Raw genomic sequence first — 26,478 nt, 5'->3', positions numbered from 1 at the left:
TTATTTAACCTGTTTCAGTACATCTGAAGTGATGTCTTTAACACTGCTGCCTGCATAAGCAACGGTATTAGCATCCAGAACTACGTCGTAGCCTTTGTCATCAGCAACTTTCTTCACTGCGCTCTGGATACGAGTAACCAGTTTGCCACGTTCTTCGTTAGAACGACGTTGACGATCCTGCTCAAAAGACTGTGCTTTCGTCTGGAACTGTTGACGTTGAGCCATCAGATCTTTTTCCATTTTGCTACGGTCAGCAGCTTTCATGGTAGAACCATCACGTTGCAGCTTTTGCATTTTGGATTGCAGATCGCCTTCCATATTCTGCAATTCACTTGCGCGACCTTTAAACTCGTTTTCCAGAGTTTTAGACACACCGGTGCTTTGTGCAACCTGTTGGAACAGGTTACCCATGTTAACTACAGCAATGCTGTCAGCTGCCTGAACACTGGCTGATGCAGCCATAGCGATGCCAAGACCTGCGGCAAATAACCACTTTTTCACAATAAACTCCTTACCATCCCGTATGTGTCCTGAGACACTCTTTTTACGCGCGCCAGTTCTGCATGTAGCGAACTGGCGTCAACGTTACACTGCTTTACGCATTCCTTCGCGCAGAACAATTACCAGGTTTTACCAATGTTAAACTGGAACTGCTCTGCTTTGTCGCCGTCGTATTTCTTGAATGGCTGTGCATACGAGAAGACCAACGGCCCTAATGGTGACATCCATTGCAATGCTAAACCTGCGGACATACGAATGTTGCTTGGGTCACTGTAATCAGGAACACCGGCATCTTTCATTTGCTGAGTATTCTGCCAGTTAGTATCCCATACGGTACCGGCATCCACGAACAGAGAGGTACGAACCGAGTTCGCATACTTCTCGCTCAGGAATGGCGTTGGCGTGATAAGTTCGAAACTTGCCACTGCCATAGCGTTACCACCGACTGCATCGTCGGATGAGCAATACCCGTTAGCCTGGTCACAATTATCATTTCCTGGGCCACCGATGTAGACCGCTTTCGGACCAATGTTATTGGACTGGAAGCCACGAACAGTGCTGGAACCACCGGCATAGAAGTTCTCATAGAACGGCATTTCTTTGCCGCCAAGACCATCGCCATAGCCCCAACGCGTACGACCTAACATAACCCAGGTATGATCTTCGTTAATCGGGAAGTAGCTCGCCGTATCCAACGTCACTTTATAGAACTCGTTATCAGAGCCTGGGACAGTAACTTTACCGTTCAGGTTGACGCGAGAACCATCGGTTGGGAAGTAACCACGGTCAAGTTTGTTATAGGTCCAACCGTAGTTCAGCGTGAAGTCATCTGCAGCAAAACCATTGTTATCCGACGTTTTATCAGCCGATTGACCGACTGAGTCCAGATAACGCCACATCGCAACCTGCGGCTGCATATTGGACAGGTCGTTGTGCACATAACCTAAACCCAGGCGTAATGTGTTGTTTTCGTTGACCGGGAAGCCGAGCGTACCGTCAACACCATAACTGGTGTTGGTATAGTCAGACAGATCCGCATCGTCAGCTTTAAAGTCGTTGTAGAAGACACGGCCGCCGAGACTCACGCCATCAACCGTAAAGTATGGGTCGGTTAACGACAATTCAGCATAAGTCTGATAATCGTTTTTCGTACCGCTAATACCGACTGAGTAGCCCGTTCCTAACCAGTTATCCTGCTGGACACCAACCTGGAAGCTAACCCCACTTTCAGTACCGTAACCCACACCGAAGTTGAAGCTACCGGTGTTACGCTCTTTCACTTTGTATACGACGTCAACCTGATCAGGGCTACCTGACACACGCTGCGTATCAACATCGACCGTTTCGAAGTAACCAAGACGATTCAGACGCTCTTTGCCTGAGTCAACCAGGTCACTTCCCAGCCATGCCCCTTCCATCTGACGCATTTCGCGACGCAGGACGGAGTCTTTACTGGTGTCGTTGCCTTCAAAACGAATTTTACGCACGTAGTAACGGTTACCAGAATCGACGTTCACATGCAGTTTTACAGTCTTGTCTGCATCGTTGATTTCAGGCTGCGTTTGCACACGTGGGTAGGCGTAACCATAACGACCCAACAACTTTTTGATGTCGTCTTCCATCTTGGTCACTTTCGTGCCGTTATAAAGCTCGCCGGGTTTGAGTTTAGTCAGCGTTTCAATTTCTGCCGAATGCCCAGCCAGATTACCGTTCACCGTCACCCCAGCAATCTTGTACTGATCGCCTTCGGTGATGTTGATAGTAACGTAAATGCTTTTCTTATCAGGCGTCAGACTGACCTGGGTAGAATCGATGTTAAAGCGTGCATAACCCCGATCCAGATAGTAGCTACGCAGTGTTTCGAGGTCACCAGCAAGCTTCTGTTTCTGATATTTACGATCGCCTACGACGTTCCACCATGGCACTTCATCACGCAGTTGGAAATGTGAGATGAGTTCATCGGTCGTGAACGCATGGTTACCAACAATGTTGATTTGCTGAATTTTGGCAGAAACGCCTTCCTGGAATACCAGTTTCAGGTCAACACGGTTACGCGGCAGTGGCGTAACAACGGCTTTCACGCTGGCACTATACTTACCAACGCTGTAGTAGAAATCTTCCAGCCCTTTTTCAATATCGGCCAGAGTTGTACGGTCCAGTGATTCACCAACACGCACACCAGAAGCCTCAAGGTTCTGTTTCAGCATGTCGTCCTTCACGGACTTGTTACCAGAGAATGTAATACTCGCGATTGTCGGGCGTTCTTTTACCTGAACAACCAACGTTTCGCCATCACGTAGTACCCGGACATCTTCGAAGTTCCCGGTAGCAAACAGTGAACGAATGGTATTACTGATATCCTCGTCAGAGACGGTATCGCCTACGCGAACCGGCATGCTGAGGAGGGCCGCACCGACGGCGACTCGCTGCAGGCCTTCGAAATGAATATCCTTCACTACGAACCCGTCTGCACCGTATACGGTGGCGCTGCTAAACAGCAGCGACGCTATGAGCAACTTTTTCATCGCCATCGTTGTTATGCGTTCTTCCTAACCTAATTCTCTCTAAAACCGAGAGAAATCATTGAAAAGTGCAAGCCCCATCAACAGCACCAGCAATATAGAGCCAATGCGGTAACTAAAGTCTTGAACTCGCTCGGAAACCGGCCCACCTTTCAGTTTTTCAATCGCCAAAAAGAGCAGATGCCCCCCGTCCAGGACGGGTAACGGAAACAGGTTGATAATCCCCAGATTGACGCTAATCAGCGCCAGGAACATCAGATAGTAAATCAACCCAGAGTCCGCTGACATACCTGCTCCTTGAGCTATGGAGATTGGCCCACTGAGGTTATTCAGCTTGATGTCGCCGGTTATTAATTTTCCCAGCATGTTGACCGTAAGCTTCATCAGTTGCCAGGTTTTATCCGTGGCTTCTGCAACGGCAGCAAACGGCCCATACTGGCGCACTGTTTTATACTCATCAGGCAACGGGATAACCTTTGGAACCACACCCGCAAACCCTTCAGCCTTCGCGTTACCCGGTTTTGTATCCGGTATCAGCGTCAAAGACAAGAGCGCCCCTTGCCTTTCTATTTCCAACTTCAGTGGGTGACCTGGATTGTCACGCACCTGACTAACAAATTCTGTCCACTGAGTCAGCGCCGCACCGTTGACTTTAACGATCCTGTCACCGGCTTGCAAACCCGCTTTATTCGCTGCGGAGTTTGGCTGCACTTCTTGTAAAACCGTTTCAATCTGCGGACCGCGCGGCCCGATACCCAATGATGTAATCGGATTCTGCTTTTCTGGCTCAAACTGCCAGTGGCGTAAATCGAGCGTTTTTTCACTGCGCAGATTAGAACCCAGCGGCGCCATCGTCATATTGACGCTGTCATCGCCAATTTTTGCCATCAGCGCAAGCTGAACTGATTCCCAATCAGGCGTTTCGATACCATCTATCGCTTTAAGTTCCATGCCTGGAACAATTTGTGCCTGGGCTGCTATCGAGTTGGGCATTACTTCACCAACAACCGGACGAACACCAGGGACACCGATAATAAATACCAGCCAGTAGGCAAACACAGCGAAGATAAAGTTGGCAATCGGACCGGCAGCGATAATTGCTGCGCGTTGAGAAACGGTTTTGTTATTAAAAGCTTGATGGCGCAGTTCCGGGCTAACCGGCTCAACACGTTCATCAAGCATTTTGACATAACCGCCCAGCGGAATCAGAGCGATAACAAATTCAGTGCCGTGGCGATCGGAACGACGCCAGAGCGCTTTACCAAAACCGATGGAAAAGCGCTCAACCTTCACACCACAGCGGCGAGCTACCCAGAAATGGCCGAACTCATGCACGGTAATTAAAATACCCAGTGCAACGATAAATGCAGCCAAATTCCAGAGTAAGCTCAGCATATAACCTTCCGTTAAATCGTCCTGAATACCAGCAATAACAGACAGGCAAATACCGGTACTGCTGCTGTGAGGCTATCAATGCGGTCAAGGATACCACCATGACCGGGGATCAGGTGACCGCTATCTTTAATCCCTGCTTCACGTTTAAACATGCTTTCGGTTAAATCACCCAAAACAGACGCCAGGGCAGCAATAATCGAACAAGTCAAAAGGATAACCGGTGCGACGTCCAGATTCGCCCACATGCCAAACAGCAAGGAGATAATCGCAGAAGTGAACAAGCCACCAAAGAAGCCCTGCCATGTTTTACCAGGGGATACTTTCGGAGCGAGCTTATGTTTACCAAACATTTTGCCAAACATATAAGCACCGGAGTCCGCGCCCCAGACAAGCACCATCACATACAGAAGCCAGATTGAGCCCGTGTAATGGTTGATATCATAGTGCCAGTTGCGCAGCGCAATCATGCCCCAGAAAAACGGCACAATCGTCAATACGCCAAATATCAGACGCAGCGTTTTAGAGTTACGCCAGAGGGTTGCAGAGCCCGGATAGAACAACACCAGTAATAGCGCGGCAAACCACCATGCAAGCGATGCCCATAACGAGGCCTCAACCAGCGGAATATGCACCGTGCGCTGGTACTCGGGCAATGCATAAAGCATTAACGCCAATAACAATCCACACAGTACGGCAAGCCAGACACGTTGTGAACGTGCTTTAAAACCAGCCAGTTGTCCCCATTCCCAGGCCGCTAACATACATACCACGAGGGTCGTAATAGCAAATCCTACAGGTGGAAGCCAAAACAGCGCGGCTATCACCACCGGGATTAAAATAAACGCAGAAAGCAGGCGATACTTCAGCAAAAGTGACCCCCAACAGGTTTACTCACCACCAGGTGCCGTGCCGCCAAAACGACGCTCTCGATTTGCAAAAGCATGTAGTGCACCTTCAAAGTCTTGTTCATCGAAATCAGGCCAAAGAACATCAGTGAAATAAAGTTCTGCGTAGGCAATCTGCCAAATCAGAAAGTTACTGATACGATGCTCTCCCCCTGTCCTAATTACCAAATCTACGGGAGCCAGTTCATTCATGCAGATTTGCTTGCTCAGCAACTCTTCATCAATCTGGTCTGGGCGCAATAAGCCTTCCTGCACCTGTTCGGCGAGATGCCGCACTCCCTGAATAATATCCCAACGGCCACCATAATTCGCGGCAATGTTGAGCGTTAAACCGGTATTGGTGCTGGTTAAAGCTTCTGCTTTATGAATACGTTCTTGCAGGCGAGCATTGAATCGACTGATATCACCGATAATACGCAAACGGACGTTGTGACGATGCAAGCTTTTGACTTCGCTGTCTAAAGCCCACACAAACAACTCCATCAATGCACTGACTTCCTGAGCCGGACGATTCCAGTTTTCACTACTGAATGCATAAAGCGTTAGCGCATCAATACCGTTATTGGCTGCAAAACTTACAGCACGGCGTACCGATTTCGCTCCTGCTTTATGTCCTGAAACCCTCATCTTCCCTTGCCGTTTAGCCCAACGACCGTTGCCATCCATAATAATGGCAACATGACGAGCGCCATGGTCAGAATGTGATTCGCTTAATTGTTCGTTTACAGACAACATAACGCGTAATTATTCCCAGATAAGGATTAAGCGGTACTCAGAATGATTTCAGCTTTTACATAAAAAAGCCGTGCTATAACACGGCTTACCACTCTTTCAGTCAGTTATTTCCGACCAAAAGATGGCGCAGACTATATCACTGAAGCACAGAGCTAACAAATGGAGGTACATCGGCCGAATAAATAATCATCGGGACGCGATGCGCGTCACCAGTTTTCGGGCAACCTCACGTGCTTTTGCATCCACAACAAGCACATCTTCCACGCTCTTAGGTTCCGTTAAATCAACACTTTCCAGTACCGCACGATTCAGGGAGGCAATCTCTGTAAAGCGCAATTGCTCACGCAAGAATGCTTCAACCACGATTTCATTAGCTGCATTCAACACGGTCGTTGCGGCCTGTCCTTGCTCAAATGCGTCCATCGCAAGTTTCAAACAAGGATAGCGGTGATAATCCGGTTCCATAAACGTGAAAGTGCCAATTTTACAAAAATCTAGCGGCTCGACTCCGGATTGAACACGCTCCGGGAACGCCATGGCATGTGCGATCGGTGTTCGCATATCAGGCGCGCCTAGCTGCGCCAGCACGCTACCATCACGATAGCGAACCATCGAGTGGATAACCGACTGCGGATGTATCAGGACTTCCATTTGCTTAGCTGAAGCGTTGAATAGCCAGCGAGCTTCAATATATTCGAGACCTTTGTTCATCATGGTGGCTGAATCGACAGAGATTTTACGTCCCATCGACCAGTTCGGATGGCTACAGGCCTGATCCGGCGTCATCGCTGCCAGTTCACCTAATGGTGTCTCTCGAAATGGGCCACCTGATCCGGTAAGAATAATTGACGAAACGCCATTACTCTCAAGTTCAGCGTACCCGAGGTTTTGTTGGATTGTTTCCGGCAAACTCTGAAAAATCGCGTTGTGTTCGCTGTCGATGGGCAACAATTGAGCGTGGCTTCGCTGCACAGCATCCATAAACAGACGTCCACAAGTCACTAACGATTCTTTGTTCGCCAGTAGCACCTGCTTGCCAGCAGCAATGGCCGCAAGCGTTGGCAGCAAACCCGCAGCCCCAACAATCGCAGCCATAACCTGATTAACGTCATCCAGCGCAGCCATTTCACACGCGGCCTGCTGCCCTGCCAGAACTTCGGTTGCGCAGCCCTGCTCTTTTAGCAGACGGCGTAATTCACCGGCAGAGGCTTCATCATCCATCACAGCCCATCGTGGCTTGAACTCCAGGCACTGTTCAGCCATTCGCACGACATTTTTCCCGGCAACCAGCGCCGTGACGGAAAACTTATCAGGATTATGACGAACAACGCTAAGGGTACTGGTACCGATAGATCCGGTAGAGCCAAGAATGGTTAGTAGCTTCATGAGGTGCTCTGGAATTTTAGTTTTAACAATCAGATAAAAGTGGGCCATGAGAGTGATAAATTGCCGACACTTTTATGCGCTATACCCAACTTAACGTTTGATGAGTATAAAAACAAAACGCCGTAAACAATAACCGCAACGTGAGTCACGGCCTGCATACGGCGTTTGATCCGTCATCTCAACGGATTAGAACTGCATTAGCTCAGCTTCTTTCTCAGCCAGAGCTGCGTCTACTTTTTTGATCGCTGCATCAGTCATTTTCTGAACGTCATCCTGGGAACGACGATCGTCATCTTCACTGATTTCTTTATCTTTCAGCAGATTTTTAACTTTATCGTTAGCATCACGACGAACGTTACGAACGGCAACGCGTGCGCCTTCAGCTTCGCCGCGCACAATCTTGATAAGATCTTTACGACGTTCTTCAGTCAGCGCAGGAAGTGGCACACGAATGTCGCTACCAGCAGAGCTTGGGTTCAGACCGAGGTCAGAAGACATGATCGCTTTCTCAACGGCCTGGCTCAAAGAGCGGTCAAACACGTTGATTTTCAGAGTGCGTGAGTCTTCAACGGTTACGCTTGCCAGTTGACGCAGCGGAGTTGGGGTTCCGTAATATTCTACAATGATCCCGTCCAGCAGGGACGGAGAAGCACGGCCAGTACGGATTTTACTAATTTGGTTTTTGAATGCTTCTACGCATTTTTCCATACGCACTTCGGCATCTTTTCTGATATCGCTAATCACGTTACGAATCCTTGAAAACTGGTTTAGGGCAGACCACACTTCACGCCGCGATGCAGACGCTGCGAGCTAAGTATAGCCCTGTTTATTCATGGCGCCCGGCCGGGTCGCCTGTTACTCAAATTAATCAGAGTAGGTGAAACCGAATCTTACCCTGATTCAGCATCGACTGAAATTATTCAGTGATCAAAGTGCCTTCGTTTTCGCCCATAACTACACGGCGAAGCGCACCTGGTTTATTCATGTTGAAAACACGAATAGGTAATTTGTGATCGCGGGCAAGGGTAAATGCCGCCAGATCCATCACTTTCAGTTCTTTATCTAATACTTCGGTATAAGTCAGCTGTTCGTACAGAGTTGCAGTAGGATCTTTCACCGGATCGGCAGTAAACACGCCATCTACTTTCGTGGCTTTTAATACTACGTCGGCTTCGATTTCAATACCACGCAAACACGCAGCAGAATCGGTTGTAAAGAATGGGTTACCTGTACCGGCAGCCAGGATAACAACGCGGTTATTTCGCAGCAAGCTGATAGCTTCTGCCCAGCTGTAGTTATCGCATACGCCATTCAATGGAATAGCGGACATCAGACGAGCGTTCACATAGGCGCGGTGAAGAGCATCACGCATGGCCAGGCCATTCATTACGGTTGCCAGCATGCCCATGTGGTCGCCCACTACACGATTCATGCCTGCTTTCGCAAGGCCAGCACCGCGGAATAAGTTGCCACCACCAATCACCACCCCGACCTGAATACCCAATTCAACCAGCTCTTTAATTTCCTGAGCCATACGATCAAGGATGCTTGCATCAATACCGAAGCCTTCGGTACCTTGCAGCGCTTCGCCGCTTAGCTTGAGCAGAATGCGTTTGTAGACAGGTTTTGCATTGGTAGCCATGATTGATTCTTTCCTGGGAGCAGTCAACGAATGGGGATGGTTAATTCAGGCGACATAGTGTCGCATATCAGCAAGATCTGTATCAGAGCAGGCTGATTTTTAAAGCCAGATATATCAGAGCCGCCTAATTGGCGGCTCTGATAAGAAAATTAAGACTGCTTGGACATTGCAGCAACTTCTGCTGCGAAGTCAGTCTCAACTTTCTGGATGCCTTCGCCCACTTCAAAGCGGATGAAGCCAGTTACGTCAGCATTGTGCTCTTTCAGCAGTTGACCAACGGTTTTGCTTGGGTCGATTACGAAAGGCTGACCAGTCAGAGAAACTTCGCCGGTGAATTTCTTCATGCGGCCTTCAACCATTTTCTCTGCGATTTCTTTCGGCTTGCCAGATTGCATCGCGATGTCCAGTTGAACCTGGTACTCTTTCTCAACAACTTCAGCAGACACGTCTTCTGGCTTAACGAACTCTGGTTTGCTTGCAGCAATGTGCATAGCGATTTGCTTAACCAGCTCTTCATCAGCGCCTTTAGCTGCAACAACAACACCGATACGTGCACCGTGCAGGTAGCTACCCAGAACATCACCTTCCAGGATAGAAACACGACGGATGTTGATGTTCTCACCGATTTTAGCAACCAGCGCAACACGCTCTTCTTCGAACTGTGCTTTCAGCACTTCGATGTCAGTAACTTTGCCTGCAGTTGCAGCTTCCAGCACTTTGTCAGCAAATGCCTGGAAACCACCATCTTTAGCAACGAAGTCAGTCTGGCAGTTAACTTCCAGAATGACAGCATAGCCGTCTGCAATCTTAGTTTTGATCACGCCGTCAGCAGCTACGTTGCCTGCTTTCTTAGCTGCTTTGATCGCACCAGACTTACGCATGTTTTCGATTGCCAGCTCGATGTCGCCATTAGCTTCAGTCAGTGCTTTTTTGCAATCCATCATGCCTGCGCCAGTACGTTCACGCAGTTCTTTTACCAGAGCAGCAGTAATATCAGCCATTCTAAAATCCTCGGTTATCTCGTAGAGAGAGATAAGCCCTGGTCCACGGAACAGACGAACCCTGGCTCAAAATAAAAAGGGGGCCTGAGACAGGCCCCCTAACCAAACTATTTTGTTCAATACCTGGTTAATAAGGGCTCAAATAAGAGCGAACCTTATTATTCAGCTTCTACGAAGCTTTCTTCTGCCTGAGAAGCCAGATCCTGAGAACGGCCTTCGCGAACGGTAGCAGCTACAGCACCCAGGTACAGGGTTACAGCACGGATTGCATCGTCGTTACCAGGGATAACGAAATCAACGCCATCTGGATCGGAGTTAGTATCAACGATAGAGAATACTGGGATACCCAGGTTGTTCGCTTCTTTGATTGCAATGTGTTCGTGATCGGCGTCGATTACAAACAGAGCATCCGGCAGACCGCCCATATCCTTGATACCGCCCAGGCTGTTTTCTAACTTCTCCAGCTCACGGGTACGCATCAGTGCTTCTTTCTTGGTCAGTTTGTCGAAGGTACCGTCTTGGGACTGGATTTCCAGATCTTTCAGACGTTTGATGGACTGACGAACAGTTTTCCAGTTAGTCAGCATACCGCCCAACCAGCGATGGTTCACGAAGAACTGATCGCAGCTCAGAGCAGCTTCTTTTACTGGTTCGCTTGCAGCACGCTTAGTACCAACGAAAAGGATTTTGCCTTTACGAGAAGAGATCTTGTTCAGTTCAGCCAGAGCTTCGTTGAACATAGGTACAGTTTTTTCAAGGTTGATGATGTGAACTTTGTTACGTGCGCCGAAGATGAAAGGCTTCATTTTCGGGTTCCAGTAACGGGTTTGGTGACCGAAGTGAACACCAGCCTTGAGCATGTCGCGCATGGAAACAGTTGCCATGTTTAAAACCTCTATAAAGTGATTGGGGTTAAGCCTCCACGTATCCCATATTACCGACTCCGAAGAGCACCCCGGAATATGTGCCGATACGTGTGTGTTATTTACACAAAGTGAGAGTGTTGGCTGTATCCGAAAAATCGGAATACAAGTCCGGCGCGCTTTATACCATAAAACAGACCCGGACTCCAATAGTTGTTAGCAGAGAGTACGCATAAGGGTTCTCAATTTGGCACCGCCAGGAGAGCCTGATAACATTGCCTTACACCTGCTCAATTATTGTCGAAAATGACGACACCTGCGGACAGAATTAATGGCTATATCAATTAAAACACCCGAAGAAATCGAAAAAATGCGCGTCGCGGGCAAACTTGCCGCTGAAGTGCTGGAAATGATTGAACCACACGTACAACCAGGCGTCAGCACTGGCGAACTGGATCGTATTTGTAACGATTACATCGTTAACCAGCAGCAGGCCATTTCCGCATGCCTGGGCTACCACGGCTTCCCAAAATCCGTGTGTATCTCTATTAACGAAGTGGTCTGTCATGGTATTCCGGACGACACTAAAATTCTGAAAGATGGCGACATCGTCAACATCGACGTTACCGTCATCAAAGACGAATATCACGGCGACACCTCAAAAATGTTTATCGTGGGCAAACCGACGATTCTGGGTGAGCGCCTGTGCCGCGTGACTCAAGAAAGCCTCTATTTGTCCCTGCGCATGGTCAAACCGGGCATCCGCCTGCGTACTCTGGGTGCGGCCATTCAGAAGTTCGTTGAAGCAGAAGGTTTTTCTGTAGTGCGCGAATACTGCGGCCACGGTATTGGCCGTGTCTTCCACGAAGAACCACAAGTTCTGCACTATGACGCAGACGACGGCGGCGTGGTGTTACAACCAGGCATGACGTTCACCATTGAGCCAATGGTAAACTCCGGCGATTACCGCATTCGTACCATGAAAGACGGCTGGACGGTGAAAACCAAAGATCGCAGCTTGTCTGCTCAATACGAGCATACTATTGTGGTGACAGAAAACGGCTGCGAAATTCTCACATTGCGTAAAGATGACACCATCCCGAATGTGATTTCGCATAACGAGTGATTCCCCTGGCGAAAGTCAGAAATCAAAGCCGGCAAATGCCGGCTTTTTTTATGGATGGCGGAACATGACCCAGAGTTTACCCGAGCAGTACGCAAACACGGTGCTTCCTGAGATTTCCGGGCAACCTGAATACCCCGTCAGTTGGTCAGATTCAGAGCTGAATTGCAGCCAGATAAAAACCCGTATCGATCTCTTCCAACAATGGCTCGGTACCGCTTTCGATAACGGTGTATCTGCCGAACAGTTAATTGACGCGCGTACCGAATTCATCGACCAATTGCTCCATCGGCTGTGGCTTAACTACGGCTTTGGTGATGTCGCCGAAACTGCGCTGGTTGCGGTAGGCGGCTATGGCCGCGGTGAACTTCACCCTCTTTCCGATATCGATTTACTGGTTCTGAGCCGTAAACGTCTGACCGAGCCGCAGGCGCAGAAGATCGGTGAACTGCTCACGCTGCTGTGGGACGTGAAACTGGAAGTCGGTCACAGCGTGCGTACGCTTGAAGAGTGCCTGCTTGAAGGCCTGTCAGATTTAACGGTCGCCACCAACCTGATTGAATCGCGCTTACTGATCGGTGATGTCGCCCTGTTCCTTGAGCTGCAAAAACACATTTTTAGCGAGGGATTCTGGCCTTCGGCCAAATTCTTTGCCGCGAAAATTGATGAGCAAAATGAGCGTCATCAACGCTACCACGGTACCAGTTATAATCTCGAACCGGATATTAAAAGCAGCCCCGGCGGCTTACGTGATATCCATACTTTGCAGTGGGTCGCGCGCCGCCACTTTGGCGCGACGTCAATGAGCGAAATGGTCGGCTTTGGCTTTTTAACCGAAGCTGAAAGAAATGAACTCGATGAGTGCCAGCACCTGCTGTGGCGCATTCGCTTCGCGCTGCACCTGGAAGTGAATCGCTACGACAACCGTTTATTATTCGACAGACAGCTTAGCGTCGCCCAGCGCCTGAATTACAGCGGTGAAGGCAATCAGCCGGTTGAGCACATGATGAAAGATTTCTATCGTGTGACACGCCGCGTCGGTGAGCTTAACCAGATGCTCTTGCAGCTTTTTGACGAAGCGATTCTGGCACTGGATGCCAGTGAAAAACCCCGCCCACTGGACGATGATTTCCAACTGCGCGGTACGCTAATTGATCTGCGCGACGAGACGCTGTTCATGCGCGAGCCGCAGGCTATTTTGCGTATGTTTTATATGATGGTGCGTAACCGGGATATTACCGGGATTTACTCCACCACTCTGCGCCATTTGCGCCATGCACGTCGCCACCTTGCACAACCGCTCTGCTACATTCCCGAAGCACGCGAACTGTTTCTGGTTATCTTGCGCCACCCAGGTGCGGTGAGCCGTGCATTAGTTCCCATGCACCGCCATAGCGTGTTATGGGCATATATGCCGCAGTGGTCGCACATCGTCGGCCAGATGCAGTTTGACCTTTTCCATGCCTATACCGTCGATGAGCACACCATTCGTGTGCTGCAAAAACTGGAAAGCTTCTCGAAAGAAGAGACTCGTCCGAAACACCCTTTATGTGTCGATCTTTGGCCGCGTTTATCTCACCCGGAACTGATTCTGATTGCCGCCTTATTCCATGACATCGCCAAAGGGCGCGGTGGCGACCACTCCGTGCTCGGCGAGCAGGACGTTTTAAAGTTTGCCGAACTGCATGGGCTAAATTCACGCGAAGCGCAGCTTGTCGCCTGGCTGGTGCGCCAGCATTTACTGATGTCCGTTACCGCGCAGCGCCGCGATATTCAGGACCCAGAAGTCATTAAGCAGTTTGCCGAAGAAGTGCAGACTGAAAACCGTCTGCGCTATCTGGTTTGCCTGACGGTAGCTGATATTTGCGCAACCAATGAAACCTTGTGGAATAGCTGGAAACAGAGCCTGCTGCGCGAACTTTACTTCGCCACTGAAAAGCAGTTACGCCGCGGGATGCAAAACAGCCCGGATATGCGTGAACGTGTGCGTCACCATCAACTCCAGGCGCTGGCGCTACTGCGCATGGATAACATTAATGAAGAAGCGTTGCACAATATTTGGCGTCGTTGCCGGGCAAATTATTTTGTTCGCCATACGCCGAACCAAATCGCCTGGCATGCGCGTCATCTGCTCAAACACGATCTCAGCAAACCGATGATTTTGCTCAGCCCACAGGCAACGCGTGGGGGAACAGAAATCTTCATCTGGAGCCCGGACCGCCCACATCTGTTCGCCGCCGTTTGCGCCGAATTGGATCGGCGTAATCTGAGCGTACACGACGCGCAAATCTTTACCACGCGTGACGGCATGGCCATGGACACCTTTATTGTGCTTGAGCCGGACGGCAGCCCGCTTTCTGCCGACCGCCATGAATTAATTCGCCACAGCCTCGAGCAAGCTATCACTCAGGCTAGCTGGCAGCCGCCTCAGCCGCGCCGTCAGTCAGCCAAGCTGCGCCACTTTACCGTCGATACCGAAGTGAATTTCCTGCCGACGCATACCGACAGGCGCACCTTCCTGGAGCTGATTGCGTTAGATCAGCCGGGCTTACTGGCGCGCGTAGGTGAAGTGTTTGCTGACCTTGGGATCTCGCTTTATGGCGCAAGAATTACGACAATTGGTGAGCGAGTAGAAGATTTATTTATAATCGCCACCGCCGACCGGCGTGCTCTTAATGATGAGTTGCAACAGGAAGTACAGCAACGGTTGACAGCGGCCCTTAATCCAAACGATAAATAACAGTCTGTTAAATTCGTCACAATCAGGAAGCTTTATAATGCAGCAGCTACAAAACGTCATTGAAACCGCTTTCGAGCGCCGCGCCGAAATCACTCCGGCAAATGCAGATACCGTGACCCGTGAAGCGGTAAATCAGGTTATCGCCCTGCTCGACAGCGGTGCGCTGCGCGTTGCTGAAAAAATTGATGGTCAGTGGGTTACTCACCAGTGGCTGAAAAAAGCCGTTCTGCTCTCTTTCCGTATCAATGACAACCAAGTTATTGATGGCGCAGAAAGCCGCTACTTCGATAAAGTACCGATGAAATTCGCTAACTACGATGAAGCGCGTTTCCAGAAAGAAGGTTTCCGCGTGGTACCACCGGCGGCAGTACGCCAGGGTGCATTCATCGCACGTAACACCGTTCTGATGCCTTCTTATGTCAACATCGGTGCCTACGTTGATGAAGGTACCATGGTTGATACCTGGGCGACCGTGGGTTCATGCGCGCAGATTGGTAAAAACGTTCACCTGTCCGGCGGCGTAGGTATCGGTGGTGTTCTGGAGCCATTACAGGCTAACCCAACTATCATCGAAGATAATTGCTTCATCGGTGCGCGTTCAGAAGTTGTGGAAGGCGTTATTGTTGAAGAAGGCTCTGTGATTTCCATGGGCGTTTACATCGGCCAAAGCACACGTATTTATGACCGTGAAACCGGCGAAGTTCACTATGGCCGCGTTCCAGCAGGCTCCGTTGTCGTTTCCGGCAACCTGCCATCGAAAGACGGTAAATACAGCCTGTACTGCGCCGTTATCGTTAAAAAAGTCGACGCGAAAACGCGTGGCAAAGTGGGCATCAACGAGCTGCTTCGCACTATCGACTAATAAAATGTGTAAAAGGCGGGTTAACCCGCCTTTTTAGCATTTAGGGCTAGCGGAAAAGGATTTTTCCGTTAATTATCTATAGGTTAATGATATCGCAAAAGGTAACACTATGTACGATAACTTGAAAAGTCTGGGTATTACCAATCCTGATGAAATCGATCGTTACAGCCTCCGGCAGGAAGCCAACAACGATATCCTGAAAATCTATTTCCAGAAGGATAAGGGCGAGTTTTTTGCTAAAAGCGTGAAGTTTAAATACCCACGCCAGCGCAAAACTGTCGTTGCCGATGGCGTCGGTCAGGGTTACAAAGAAGTGCAGGAAATCAGCCCTAACCTGCGCTACGTAATTGATGAATTAGATCAGCTCTGCCAGCGCGATCGCACTGAAGTCGATCTGAAACGCAAAATCCTCGACGATCTGCGTCATCTGGAATCTGTAGTAACAAACAAAATTGCCGAGATCGAATCCGATCTGGAAAAGCTTACCCGCAATAAATAAGTTTCCCGGCGGATGGCGGATACAACGTAGGGCGGATAAGCGCAAGCGACATCCGCCTTCTTTTATCTCTGCTCGTCCAGTTGCAAAGCCACATACAACAGCAATCGATCGTCAAAATTCCCCAGATCCAATCCTGTCAGCTCCGAAATCCTGTTAAGCCGGTATTCAAGCGTGTTGCGATGAATAAACAACGCTTTGGACGTTGCCAGCGGTTGCACGTTATGACGGAACCAGGCGCTAAGCGTTCGGCGTAACAGCCCATTGTTATCCATTGCTTTCAGCCGCGCTAACGGGCGAGCCAGTTCATTCGCCTGCCAGCCCCCACGCAAACTATCCAGCAGCACCGGCAGCATCAAATCCTGGTAAAAATAGCCACGGCTTTCCGGCATGCGCTGCTTACCAACCATCATAGTTGTGCGAGCCGTTCGATAGGAACGCGCAATACTACCGGGGCCGGTAAAATAGTTGCCAAGCGCCACGCGAAAGCGCAACTGGCCGTTTTCTTTCATACGGCTAATCAGTTGTTCCACACGTTTGCGATGATCTTCTGCATCCCAGCGGCCAAACTGATTAAGTGCCGGTTTAAGCACCACCATTTCGGTTAACGAAACGATGGCAATCAGGTTATTACGCTCCGGCGTCGTCAGCGCAGTTTGTAGCTGCTGCAACTCTTCCATCGCGCTGTCAACGCCAAGCTGGCCGCTATCCACTTCCACCACCGCAACAACACGCGGCTGGTTTAAATCGATGCCCAAACGCTGCGCCCACTCACTCAACGCTGGCGTGTGTTCCTCCGCCTGAATCAGGTTCATCACTAATTCTTCGCGCAGGCGGGTATCCTGGGCAAGCAAATGCATCAGACGCGATTGCTCAAGCATCATCTCAGCGGTCATACAGACCAGCTCACCGTATTTGCGCAGCGATCCGGGTTCACCCGTTAAACCAATAACACCGACGATTTCACCTTCGATGCGTAACGGCAGGTTAATCCCCTGGCGCACACCGTGAAGATGACGCGCAACCGCATCATCAATATCAACAACCCGTCCCTGAGAGAGCACCAGCAACGCACCTTCGTGCAATTCACCAATACGCTCTTTATCGCCACTACCAATAATCCGCCCACGCGCATCCATGACGTTGATATTAGTATCGATAATAGTCATGGTACGGGCCACAATATCCTGCGCCATTTTGGTATCAAGATGCCAGCCAGCCATGTGCTCCCTCCTGAATCGTGCTAATGGACTAGCATAGGCGAGATGATGCCCCTCAGCATTGGGCGAATGCACAAAGCACAGATGAAGAATATGGAGTTGTGGAAAGGCTCACAAAAAAAGGGCCGCAAATAGCGGCCCTGATCATTTTGCAATTTACTCAGTGATGATTACTGCATCAGCAAGTAGATAGTGGTGTCGCCGCGCTGAATGTTCAGCGCCATTACTGTCGGCTTGGTGTCGAGAATTTTACGTAATTCAGCAATGTTGTTCACCGGCTGTTGGTTCACACCAATAATGATGTCACCTTTTTTCAGGCCAATACGCGCCGCTGGGGTATTACCTTTCACGGCGTTAACAATCACGCCCTTCTCATCTTTACCGCTGCGGTTGCTCATTTCAGCCCCTTCAATACCGGTAAAGATAGTTGCGGAGTCAACCTGAGTCTGGCTGCTTTGTTGTAGCTCCAGGTTCACTGAAACAGGTTTACCGTCGCGCAGCAGGCCGAGAGTCAGTTTGCTGCCAACCGGCATTGAACCGACTTCAGCACGCAGTGCGGCAAAGCTGCTAATTGGCTTCCCGTTCATGGAAACCACAACGTCACCCGCTTTCACACCGGCTTTAGCCGCAGAGGAGTTCGGCATAACCTGGCTGACAAACGCCCCACGCTGCGCGTCAACTTTCATGGCTTTCGCCAGCTCAGAATTCAGCTCGGTACCCATGATTCCCAGTTCACCGCGTTTAACCTGGCCGTACTGCACCATTTGCGCCGTCAGGTTTTTCACCATATTGCTTGGAATAGCAAAACCGATACCGATGTTGCCGCCGTCCGGTGCGAGAATGGCGGTGTTAATCCCGATCAGCTCGCCGTTCAGGTTAACCAATGCACCACCCGAATTACCGCGGTTGATCGCCGCATCGGTCTGGATAAAGTTTTCATAGTTTTCGATGTTCAACCCACTACGGCCCAGCGCCGAAACAATACCGGAGGTCACGGTTTCACCCAGGCCATATGGGTTACCGATTGCCACGGTGTAGTCACCCACACGCAGGGCATCGGAATCAGCCATTTTAATGGCGGTCAGGTTTTTCGGATCCTGTAACTGCAGTAGTGCGATATCAGAGCGAGGATCTTTCCCCACCACTTTGGCATCAAACTTACGGCCATCGCTTAATGAAACCTGAATTTTTGTTGCGTTATCAACCACGTGGTTGTTGGTCACCACATAGCCTTTTGCTGCATCAATAATAACGCCGGAACCAAGAGCCGCAAACTTCTGCTGCTGGCCGCCGCCCTGGGAGCCATCATCTGCCGCGCCGCCCTGGCAGAACGGGGAGCTTTGGAACGGAGAACCTTCCTGGCAGAACGGTGAATTATCACCAAAGAATTGTTGGAAATTACGCCCCATACGCGGTGTATTGACGGTAGTGCTGCCCTCAACGTTAATACTCACCACGGAAGGCATTACTTTTTCCAGCATCGGCGCAAGGCTTGGCAGCGGTTGCGCCGCTGATGCAGGTGCGGAAGAAGCAGTCTCTGCAGCAATTGCAGATACCGGGCTCAGCGCCAAACCCAGACTCAGAGCCAGCGCGCTCATTGCTAAAGTTGTTTTTTTCATCGATTTCAGTCTCAAGTTAATAAGTCACGCAAAATTGCTGTGTAGGCCAATATAGAGTGACAATTGAGGCGCTAAGTTCCGCCGTTAAGTCACTGGAAAAAGTAAAAATTTATTGTCCGTCTTTACAAAACTCAACGACTCAATCATTCCACGGCCATCAGGCGGCGATACTCGTCCCAGGCGAATAAGTCCGTCATTCCACTGATATAATCCTGAATCAGGCGGCATCGGTAATAATATTCCCACACCGGAAAATCACTGGCTGACGGCGTTAAATCATTCACTGCCTCAATATAAGCAAGCCTATGTTTTGTCGACAGTTTGTGGAATAAACGCGTCTCGATGGGCAGACGGCGTAAACTTTCTTTCTCCACCAGTTCAGCAAAATCCTCACCTGATATATTGAGTAAGGGACTGTAAATATCAAGTAAGCCACTGATTACGCGATAACCTTGTAACTCAAGTTGCTCAACATCCGGGTGACTAAAGACATGCTTAAAGGCAACAAGTTTGTACAGTTCGAGCAGGCGAGCAAAATGGCTGTCATCTTCAAGCAGCGCATGATTAAACTCACCGCTGAATATCTCATCGAGATTGTCGATGAAACGCTGTGCGGCGTACGGCACCAACTGGTTTAACGTATTGACTCGCAAGTACATAAAGAACTGATCTTCTGTACTGCGGCGCATTTGATTGGATCGGGATTTCTCCCACGCCTCGTTAACCACTCGTTCAAACAGATCGCCTTCGCGACGCTCGCCCCAGGCATCGCATAAGTGCTGATAAAGCTGCTCGACGCTGAAAATACGTTTTTCAACGGCATCTTCCAGATCGGCTACACAGTAAGAGATGTCGTCCGCGGCTTCCATAATCCACGTTAGCGGGAAGCGGCTGTACTCGCCCAGTTCAAGCTCCACGCGTAAACGCTCGATATAAGTCTCTTCAGAAAGATAGAAACCGGGCTTCTTCATCAGATAAGCATGACTTTTTGGCGGTTCACCAACAAACCAGGCGGGGCGGGTATATTTCAGAATGCAGCCGACCTGCGCCCAGGTCAGATTCATGCGTAACAAGCTGTGCACCAGGCGGATCCCCTGCGCGTTGCCTTCAAAATGGCAGAGATCCTGGCGCACTTTTCGCCGCAAACCGTTGAGGTGATCCTCACCTTCATTCAGACGTAACGCCGTGACTTTGCAACGATCGTCGCTGCGCGGCTGGCTTCCGGCATCGCCGGGAAACAGGCGTTGGCGGAACCAGTCATTAATCGCGGATTCACCAAAATGACCGAACGGCGGATTACCGATGTCGTGCATCAGACACGCCATTTCGACGATGCTTTCAAACGGGCCCGTCAGTTCATGCAATCCATAACGCTCGAGATCTTGCTGCTCCTTCAGGCGGCTCAACACCTCTTTTGCGATATAGCGCCCAACTTGCTGAACTTCCATCGAATGCGTCAAACGAGTACGAACCGAGGCGTTGCGCTCTAACGGAAAGACCTGAGTTTTTTGCTGCAAACGCCGGATTGCCGGAGAGTTAACAATTCGCCCACGATCGCTTTCAAATATGCGCAGGATCTCATGCTCGTTCTTCTGGCCTTCGGGCGAACGGAAACGGCGGTGCCAGTTAATTTTTTTACGGAAATCTATCTCACTCATGCCCTCTCCTTCGCCGTTTTTTCTTAAACTCATACCCAAGCTACTTCAAGATGCAGGTAAGCGGCAATCGAATGAGTCCCGATGCGCTTACTCAAGTAAGTGATTCGGGTGAACGAGAGCAGCCAACAGCCCTGCAACTTGGAGGAGGACGGGTATGCCATGATAGACTATGCAACTGATCTAACACTTTAGCGAGTATCACTATGAAAGCAGGCATTATTGGTGCAATGGAAGAAGAAGTTACGCTGCTGCGTGACAAAATTGAAAACCGTCAAACGCTGACTCTGGCCGGGTGTGAAATTTACACAGGTACGCTCAATGGCGTTGAAGTGGCGTTGCTGAAATCAGGCATCGGTAAAGTTGCCGCGGCAATGGGCGCAACCCTTCTGCTTGAGCATTGCAAACCTGATTTCATCATCAACACCGGTTCTGCAGGCGGCCTCGCAACGACACTCAAAGTTGGCGATATAGTTGTGTCTGATGAAGTACGTTATCACGATGCAGACGTTACCGCTTTTGGTTATGAGTTTGGCCAACTGCCTGGCTGCCCGGCGGGTTTTGCAGCCGATGCCAAACTGATTGCCGCCGCTGAAGCGTGCATTGCCGAGCTGAACCTGAATGCCGTGCGCGGCCTGGTTGTGAGTGGCGATGCGTTTATCAACGGTTCTGTTGCGCTGGCAAAAATCCGTCATAACTTCCCGCAGGCGGTTGCCGTTGAAATGGAAGCGACAGCCGTGGCGCACGTTTGCCACAACTTCGGCACACCGTTTGTGGTGGTTCGCGCCATCTCTGACGTCGCCGATCAACAATCTCACCTGAGCTTTGAAGAGTTCCTGGCCGTTGCGGCTAAGCAGTCCACACTGATGGTGGAAAACCTGGTGCAGAAACTGGCTCGTGGTTAATAAGACCCTCTGGCGCACTTTTGCTGCGCTACTGTTTAGCCTACCGGCGCTGCTTATAGCCGCGCCGCGGGTTATCTCGCTTTCGCCGAGTAATACTGAACTCGCCTTCGCAGCCGGTATTACGCCGGTGGCAGTTAGCGCCTGGTCGAATTACCCGGAAGCGGCCAAAAAAATTGAGCAAGTGGCAAACTGGCAAGGGATGAACCTTGAGCGCATCGTGGCGCTGAAACCCGATATCGTGCTTGCCTGGCGCGGTGGCAATGCAGAGCGCCAGATCAATCAACTTCAGGCTCTGGGCATCAACGTTATCTGGCTCGATCCCATAACGGTCGATGGAGTAGTTGCGGCCTTGCGCCAATTAGGTCAATACAGCCCAACACCTGAAATGGCAAATCAGGCCGCCGATAAACTCGCCAACGATTTTTCAGCGCTAAAAAAACAGTACGCGCACCGCACGCCGAAAAAAGTGTTTTTGCAATTCGGCCAGCAACCGCTGTTTACATCGGGCCGTGGTTCGATTCAGAACGAAATTTTGGAAGTGTGTGGCGGGCAAAATATCTTCGCTGATAGCCGCGTTCCCTGGCCGCAAGTGAGCCGTGAACAGGTGATAAGCCGGCATCCACAGGCGATTGTTATCACCGGCGATGAAACCCAAATTCTTCCCGTTGAGCAATTTTGGAATACCCAGCTAAAAATTCCGGTTATTGCAGTAAATGATGACTGGTTTAGCCGCTCGGGCCCGCGTATTATCCTCGCCGCAAAACAGCTCTGTGAGGAGCTGGCAGAAAAATAATATTCATACCCTTCATATCTCGAGTTGTGGGACGGGTATATTTGATGAGGATAGCTTGATGCTCGTTTATTGGCTGGACATCATTGGCACAGCCGTCTTTGCCATCTCCGGCGTACTACTGGCTGGAAAACTTCGTATGGACCCGTTTGGCGTTCTGGTGTTAGGCGTGGTGACAGCCGTCGGCGGCGGAACAATCCGCGATATGGCGCTGGATAACGGCCCGGTATTTTGGGTTAAAGATCCCACTGACCTGGTCGTTGCGATGGTGACATGCTTGCTGACCATTCTGCTGGTGCGCCAACCGCGACGCCTGCCGAAATGGATTCTTCCCGTGCTGGATGCCGTGGGTCTTGCGGTGTTTGTGGGTATCGGGGTGAACAAAGCCTTTCTGGCAGGCACCAGCCCGCTGATTGCTATCTGCATGGGCGTGTTGACCGGCGTTGGCGGCGGGATTATTCGTGATGTTTTAGCCCGCGAAATCCCGATGATCCTACGCACAGAAATCTACGCTACAGCGTGTATTGCAGGCGGAATTGTACACGCCACCGCCTACTACACATTCCACGTGCCGTTAGAACAAGCCAGTATGATTGGCATGGTCGTCACTCTGGCCATTCGTCTGGCCGCCATTCGTTGGCACCTTAAACTGCCGACGTTTGCTCTGGATGACCGGCAATAGACATTAAAAAGCCGTGTTAAAAAACACGGCTTTTTCTTTTCAATCAGCCATTAAACGCTGAAGGAAGAACCACACCCACAGGTGCTTTTCGCATTCGGGTTCGTCACCACAAAGCGAGAACCTTCCAGTCCTTCGGTGTAATCTACCGCGCCACCCACCAGATATTGCAGGCTCATCGGGTCAACAACTAAGGCAACGCCTTGCTTCTCGATAGTCATATCGCCGTCGTTGATCTGATCGTCAAAAGTAAAACCATACTGGAAGCCGCTGCAACCACCACCGGTGATATAGACGCGTAGTTTCAGATTCGGGTTTTCTTCATCTGCGATCAGGCTTTTTACTTTACTGGCGGCTGCTTCGGTAAACTGCAACGGCAGCGCTACTACGTCATCACTCATTTTTTGCTCCCAACGAAATAAGAAATCGGGTGAAATTTAACCCAAAATTTAGGGCCATTATCTAATACCCGAGTAAATCGTTCAAGTATTCTCCCCGCCAGGGGTCTGTTGTGCTTTTGCCTGCTTCTCCGCTTCTTGCTTCGCAAGCGTGCGCGCAAGGATCGAGGAGTATAGCGGTTGTCCACCGAGGAATTGTGCCAATAGTGTCGCGCCAAGGCAGGTAATGATCATCGGCAAAATAAGCTGATAATTGTCAGTCATTTCCAGAACCAGCACGATTCCTGTTAATGGCGCCCGCACGGATGCGGCAAATAGCGCCCCCATTCCCGCAATCGCAAACGTACCGGCATCAAGATGATAAGCCGGGAACCAGGCCGCACTCGCCATACCAAACGCGGTACCCAGTAACGTACCTAACGCAAGCATCGGGGCAAAAATCCCACCCGGTGCGCCGGAAGAAAAACACAGCAGCGTGGTAATCACGCGAGCGACGAAGATAAACAACAGCATGCCAATGGTGTAATTTCCGGCAGCCGCAATAGGAATCAGGTTAAAACCCCCACCTGCCGCTTCGGGCTGAATAAGCCCCAACACGCCACAAATACCGCCTAACAGCCCGCCAATGAGCACCCATTTTTTGAGATTGCCGCCGTGGATACGCTGGAACATATCCTGAGTACGAAACACCATCGCGTTAAAGAACACGCCAACAATGCCAAATACCATTCCCAAAACCAGATACAACCACAGCGTATTTACCGGGGCGTTAGAGAGTTTGCCGACTTCAATAACCGCGTTTTCCCCGTTAAAAATACGGAAAACCACGCTCGACATAATCACGCCGATAAACACGGCTTTTATTGAAATCAGGTTGTAGCGAAACTGCGGACGCATCTCTTCAATAATGAACAGGATCCCCGCCAGCGGCGCGTTAAACGCCGCAGATAAACCCGCCGCCGCACCGGTCGCTAATAGGGAATGGCGAGCTTCGGCACCACGCACGCGGAAAATATCCAGCACCATGCGGCCAATATTCCCGCCCAGTTGCACCGTTGGGCCTTCACGCCCGAGAACCATGCCTGCGCCGAGCGTCCCCATACCGCCAATAAATTTAACCGGAATGACGCGCCACCAGCGCACCGGGCGCAACTCTTCAAGCGCCCCTTCAATTTCCGGGATACCCGAACCGCCCGCTTCTGGCGCATAACGGCGCACTAAATAGTAGCCAACCATCGCCAAAACCATTGAGCTGATGAATGCCAACGGCCAAACGATCAGACTGTGATCGGCCACACCTGCCAGCATTGCCAGGCGATTTTGCTGCACCCACGTCACTGCTTTTTCAAAAGCAACGCCCATTAAACCGGCTAATGTCCCTACTATTGCGGCCATGAAAAGAATAGCGACAGGCGTTTTATCCTGTCGGATCAGGCGACGCACCATGTCGCCCCTGCGTAAGCGCACAACCTGCTGTGCTTCAAAAGAGGGGTGGGAGTGATTCATTAGGCTAATCATTTATTGGTAATACAAATCGAGCGGGCATTCTACTCTCTCGATGCGTTTGGGCAATACTTTCATAACTTCGCGAGTTTCCCTTAGAATAGTCCGTTGCCACTCTTTCCACGAATCCAGGAGCCGATTCATGAGCAAGTCAGAAAACCTGTACGCTGCCGCACGCAAAGTCATCCCAGGCGGGGTGAACTCACCGGTTCGTGCTTTTACCGGAGTCGGCGGTGTGCCGCTGTTTATCGAACGCGCTGACGGGGCTTACCTGTATGACGCTGACGGCAAAGCCTATATCGACTATGTGGGCTCATGGGGCCCGATGGTTCTCGGGCACAACCACCCGGCGATTCGCAACGCCGTGATTGAAGCGGTTGAACGCGGCCTGAGCTTTGGCGCACCGACCGAGATGGAAGTGAAAATGGCGGAACTGGTGACAGAACTGGTTCCGACTATGGATATGGTGCGCATGGTGAACTCCGGCACCGAAGCCACCATGAGCGCCATTCGTCTGGCGCGTGGCTTCACCGGCCGCGATAAAATCATTAAATTCGAAGGTTGCTACCACGGCCATGCTGACTGCCTGCTGGTGAAAGCCGGCTCTGGCGCATTGACCCTCGGCCAGCCAAACTCCCCGGGCGTTCCGGCAGATTTTGCCAAACATACCCTCACCTGCACCTACAACGATCTGGCATCCGTGCGCGAAGCATTTGAGCAGTATCCGCAAGAGATTGCCTGCATTATTGTTGAGCCGGTCGCAGGCAACATGAACTGCATTCCGCCAAACGATGATTTCCTGCCTGGGCTGCGCGCCCTGTGCGACGAGTTTGGCGCACTGTTTATTATCGATGAAGTGATGACAGGTTTCCGTGTTGCTCTGGCGGGCGCGCAGTCTTACTACGGCGTGGAGCCTGATTTAACCTGCCTGGGTAAAATCATCGGCGGCGGTATGCCGGTCGGCGCATTTGGTGGCCGTCGTGAAATCATGGATGCGCTGGCACCGACTGGCCCGGTTTATCAGGCGGGTACCCTTTCAGGTAACCCAATCGCCATGGCCGCGGGTTATGCCTGCCTGACTGAAGTCGCCCAGCCAGGCGTGCACCAGACGTTGACCGAGCTGACAGAAATGCTGGCCGATGGATTGTTGAACGCCGCGCAAGCCGAAAACATTCCGTTGGTTGTAAATAACGTGGGTGGAATGTTTGGCCTGTTCTTCACCGATGCGGATTCAGTAACTTGCTACCAGGATGTGATGGCATGTGACGTTGAACGCTTCAAGAAGTTCTTCCATTTGATGCTGGAAGAAGGCGTTTACCTGGCACCGTCTGCGTTTGAGGCGGGCTTTATGTCAGTTGCGCATTCGAAAGAAGATATTCAGAAGACTATCGACGCCGCGCGTCGGGTGTTCGCGAAGCTTTAAGCATTTTGCGTGTCGGAAACAAATGACCCCCTCCCAACCTCCCCCTTACCAGGTGGAGGAGTTAACTGCTCCCTCCCCTGGAAAGGGGAGGGTTGGGGTGGGGGCCAAACCGGGT

General features: G+C 50.7%; 23 protein-coding genes. 8 read left to right on the top strand and 15 right to left on the bottom strand.

All coding sequences use genetic code 11. The features are described 5' to 3' along the window. The 10 genes from skp to rpsB all read right to left on the bottom strand — a co-directional run bounded on the left by skp (window position 1) and on the right by rpsB (window position 10,971). Window positions 1–501 (bottom strand): molecular chaperone Skp, encoded by a 501-nt coding sequence (gene skp, locus AB1E22_RS13480; RefSeq protein WP_367595763.1) that lies wholly within the window; start codon window positions 499–501, stop codon window positions 1–3. A gap of 119 nt (window positions 502–620) precedes the next feature. After that, window positions 621–3,032 carry an outer membrane protein assembly factor BamA gene (gene bamA / locus AB1E22_RS13475; RefSeq protein ID WP_367595762.1) on the bottom strand — a complete coding sequence of 804 codons (2,412 nt, stop codon included), beginning with the start codon at window positions 3,030–3,032 and terminating at the stop codon, window positions 621–623. Between the two features lie 33 nt (window positions 3,033–3,065). Then, the gene (gene rseP, locus AB1E22_RS13470; RefSeq protein WP_367595761.1) at window positions 3,066–4,418 is read right to left on the bottom strand and encodes a sigma E protease regulator RseP; all 1,353 of its coding nucleotides are present in this window, start codon (window positions 4,416–4,418) and stop codon (window positions 3,066–3,068) included. Between the two features lie 11 nt (window positions 4,419–4,429). Next, on the bottom strand, window positions 4,430–5,287 hold the full coding sequence (gene cdsA, locus AB1E22_RS13465; RefSeq protein WP_367595760.1) for a phosphatidate cytidylyltransferase: 858 nt from the start codon (window positions 5,285–5,287) through the stop codon (window positions 4,430–4,432). 18 nt (window positions 5,288–5,305) lie between these two features. Then, window positions 5,306–6,058, bottom strand: coding sequence for a (2E,6E)-farnesyl-diphosphate-specific ditrans,polycis-undecaprenyl-diphosphate synthase (gene ispU, locus AB1E22_RS13460; protein WP_367595759.1), 753 nt, complete (start codon window positions 6,056–6,058; stop codon window positions 5,306–5,308). Window positions 6,059–6,244: 186 nt separating this feature from the next. Beyond that, window positions 6,245–7,444, bottom strand: coding sequence for a 1-deoxy-D-xylulose-5-phosphate reductoisomerase (ispC, locus tag AB1E22_RS13455; RefSeq protein ID WP_367595758.1), 1,200 nt, complete (start codon window positions 7,442–7,444; stop codon window positions 6,245–6,247). Window positions 7,445–7,630: 186 nt separating this feature from the next. Then, window positions 7,631–8,188: a ribosome recycling factor gene (gene frr / locus AB1E22_RS13450; RefSeq protein ID WP_367595757.1), complete on the bottom strand. Its 558-nt coding sequence runs from the start codon at window positions 8,186–8,188 to the stop codon at window positions 7,631–7,633. Between the two features lie 172 nt (window positions 8,189–8,360). Further along, window positions 8,361–9,086 carry a UMP kinase gene (gene pyrH, locus AB1E22_RS13445; RefSeq protein WP_367595756.1) on the bottom strand — a complete coding sequence of 242 codons (726 nt, stop codon included), beginning with the start codon at window positions 9,084–9,086 and terminating at the stop codon, window positions 8,361–8,363. Window positions 9,087–9,235: 149 nt separating this feature from the next. Next, window positions 9,236–10,087 (bottom strand): translation elongation factor Ts, encoded by an 852-nt coding sequence (gene tsf / locus AB1E22_RS13440; RefSeq protein WP_367595755.1) that lies wholly within the window; start codon window positions 10,085–10,087, stop codon window positions 9,236–9,238. 158 nt (window positions 10,088–10,245) lie between these two features. Next, complete coding sequence (gene rpsB / locus AB1E22_RS13435) at window positions 10,246–10,971, bottom strand: 30S ribosomal protein S2 (RefSeq protein WP_367595754.1); 726 nt, start codon at window positions 10,969–10,971, stop codon at window positions 10,246–10,248. A 310-nt stretch (window positions 10,972–11,281) separates the two neighbouring features. On the opposite strand from rpsB, the gene map reads away from it, so the two are divergent. From map to AB1E22_RS13415, 4 genes are all read left to right on the top strand, one after another. Beyond that, window positions 11,282–12,076 carry a type I methionyl aminopeptidase gene (gene map, locus AB1E22_RS13430; RefSeq protein ID WP_367595753.1) on the top strand — a complete coding sequence of 265 codons (795 nt, stop codon included), beginning with the start codon at window positions 11,282–11,284 and terminating at the stop codon, window positions 12,074–12,076. A 64-nt stretch (window positions 12,077–12,140) separates the two neighbouring features. After that, entirely contained in the window at window positions 12,141–14,813 is a 2,673-nt protein-coding gene (glnD, locus tag AB1E22_RS13425) for a bifunctional uridylyltransferase/uridylyl-removing protein GlnD (RefSeq protein WP_367595752.1), read from the top strand. Between the two features lie 37 nt (window positions 14,814–14,850). Then, window positions 14,851–15,675 carry a 2,3,4,5-tetrahydropyridine-2,6-dicarboxylate N-succinyltransferase gene (gene dapD, locus AB1E22_RS13420; RefSeq protein WP_367595751.1) on the top strand — a complete coding sequence of 275 codons (825 nt, stop codon included), beginning with the start codon at window positions 14,851–14,853 and terminating at the stop codon, window positions 15,673–15,675. Between the two features lie 109 nt (window positions 15,676–15,784). Continuing rightward, window positions 15,785–16,174 (top strand): DUF3461 family protein, encoded by a 390-nt coding sequence (locus AB1E22_RS13415; protein ID WP_120063826.1) that lies wholly within the window; start codon window positions 15,785–15,787, stop codon window positions 16,172–16,174. A 62-nt stretch (window positions 16,175–16,236) separates the two neighbouring features. On the opposite strand, the gene cdaR is transcribed toward AB1E22_RS13415, so the two are convergent. The 3 genes from cdaR to dgt all read right to left on the bottom strand — a co-directional run bounded on the left by cdaR (window position 16,237) and on the right by dgt (window position 20,668). Continuing rightward, on the bottom strand, window positions 16,237–17,394 hold the full coding sequence (gene cdaR, locus AB1E22_RS13410) for a DNA-binding transcriptional regulator CdaR (protein WP_367595750.1): 1,158 nt from the start codon (window positions 17,392–17,394) through the stop codon (window positions 16,237–16,239). Window positions 17,395–17,561: 167 nt separating this feature from the next. Further along, a complete protein-coding gene (gene degP, locus AB1E22_RS13405) occupies window positions 17,562–19,010 on the bottom strand; it encodes a serine endoprotease DegP (protein WP_367595748.1) in 1,449 nt (482 codons plus the stop codon). Between the two features lie 143 nt (window positions 19,011–19,153). Further along, complete coding sequence (dgt, locus tag AB1E22_RS13400; RefSeq protein ID WP_367595747.1) at window positions 19,154–20,668, bottom strand: dGTPase; 1,515 nt, start codon at window positions 20,666–20,668, stop codon at window positions 19,154–19,156. Window positions 20,669–20,871: 203 nt separating this feature from the next. On the opposite strand from dgt, the gene mtnN reads away from it, so the two are divergent. The 3 genes from mtnN to AB1E22_RS13385 are packed head-to-tail and all read left to right on the top strand — an operon-like array spanning window position 20,872 to window position 23,042. Continuing rightward, a complete protein-coding gene (gene mtnN / locus AB1E22_RS13395) occupies window positions 20,872–21,570 on the top strand; it encodes a 5'-methylthioadenosine/S-adenosylhomocysteine nucleosidase (RefSeq protein WP_367595746.1) in 699 nt (232 codons plus the stop codon). Continuing rightward, the gene (gene btuF / locus AB1E22_RS13390) at window positions 21,563–22,363 is read left to right on the top strand and encodes a vitamin B12 ABC transporter substrate-binding protein BtuF (RefSeq protein WP_367595745.1); all 801 of its coding nucleotides are present in this window, start codon (window positions 21,563–21,565) and stop codon (window positions 22,361–22,363) included. Before mtnN ends, btuF begins: the two co-directional genes overlap by 8 nt. Window positions 22,364–22,421: 58 nt before the next feature. Beyond that, entirely contained in the window at window positions 22,422–23,042 is a 621-nt protein-coding gene (locus AB1E22_RS13385; protein ID WP_367595744.1) for a TRIC cation channel family protein, read from the top strand. 50 nt (window positions 23,043–23,092) lie between these two features. Here the strand turns inward: AB1E22_RS13385 and erpA are convergent, their stop codons facing one another. Together erpA and clcA are read right to left on the bottom strand one after the other, a co-directional pair. Next, a complete protein-coding gene (gene erpA / locus AB1E22_RS13380) occupies window positions 23,093–23,440 on the bottom strand; it encodes an iron-sulfur cluster insertion protein ErpA (RefSeq protein ID WP_367595743.1) in 348 nt (115 codons plus the stop codon). Between the two features lie 81 nt (window positions 23,441–23,521). Next, the gene (gene clcA, locus AB1E22_RS13375; RefSeq protein WP_367595742.1) at window positions 23,522–24,943 is read right to left on the bottom strand and encodes a H(+)/Cl(-) exchange transporter ClcA; all 1,422 of its coding nucleotides are present in this window, start codon (window positions 24,941–24,943) and stop codon (window positions 23,522–23,524) included. 139 nt (window positions 24,944–25,082) lie between these two features. On the opposite strand from clcA, the gene hemL reads away from it, so the two are divergent. After that, window positions 25,083–26,363: a glutamate-1-semialdehyde 2,1-aminomutase gene (gene hemL, locus AB1E22_RS13370; protein WP_367595741.1), complete on the top strand. Its 1,281-nt coding sequence runs from the start codon at window positions 25,083–25,085 to the stop codon at window positions 26,361–26,363. The last annotated feature ends 115 nt before the right edge of the window (window positions 26,364–26,478 follow it).

Source organism: Buttiauxella gaviniae (genome assembly GCF_040786275.1).
Taxonomy (GTDB): Bacteria; Pseudomonadota; Gammaproteobacteria; order Enterobacterales; family Enterobacteriaceae; genus Buttiauxella; species Buttiauxella gaviniae_A.
The sequence above is the reverse complement of the archived record's forward strand: the minus strand, read 5'-3'. Positions and strand labels throughout refer to the sequence as shown.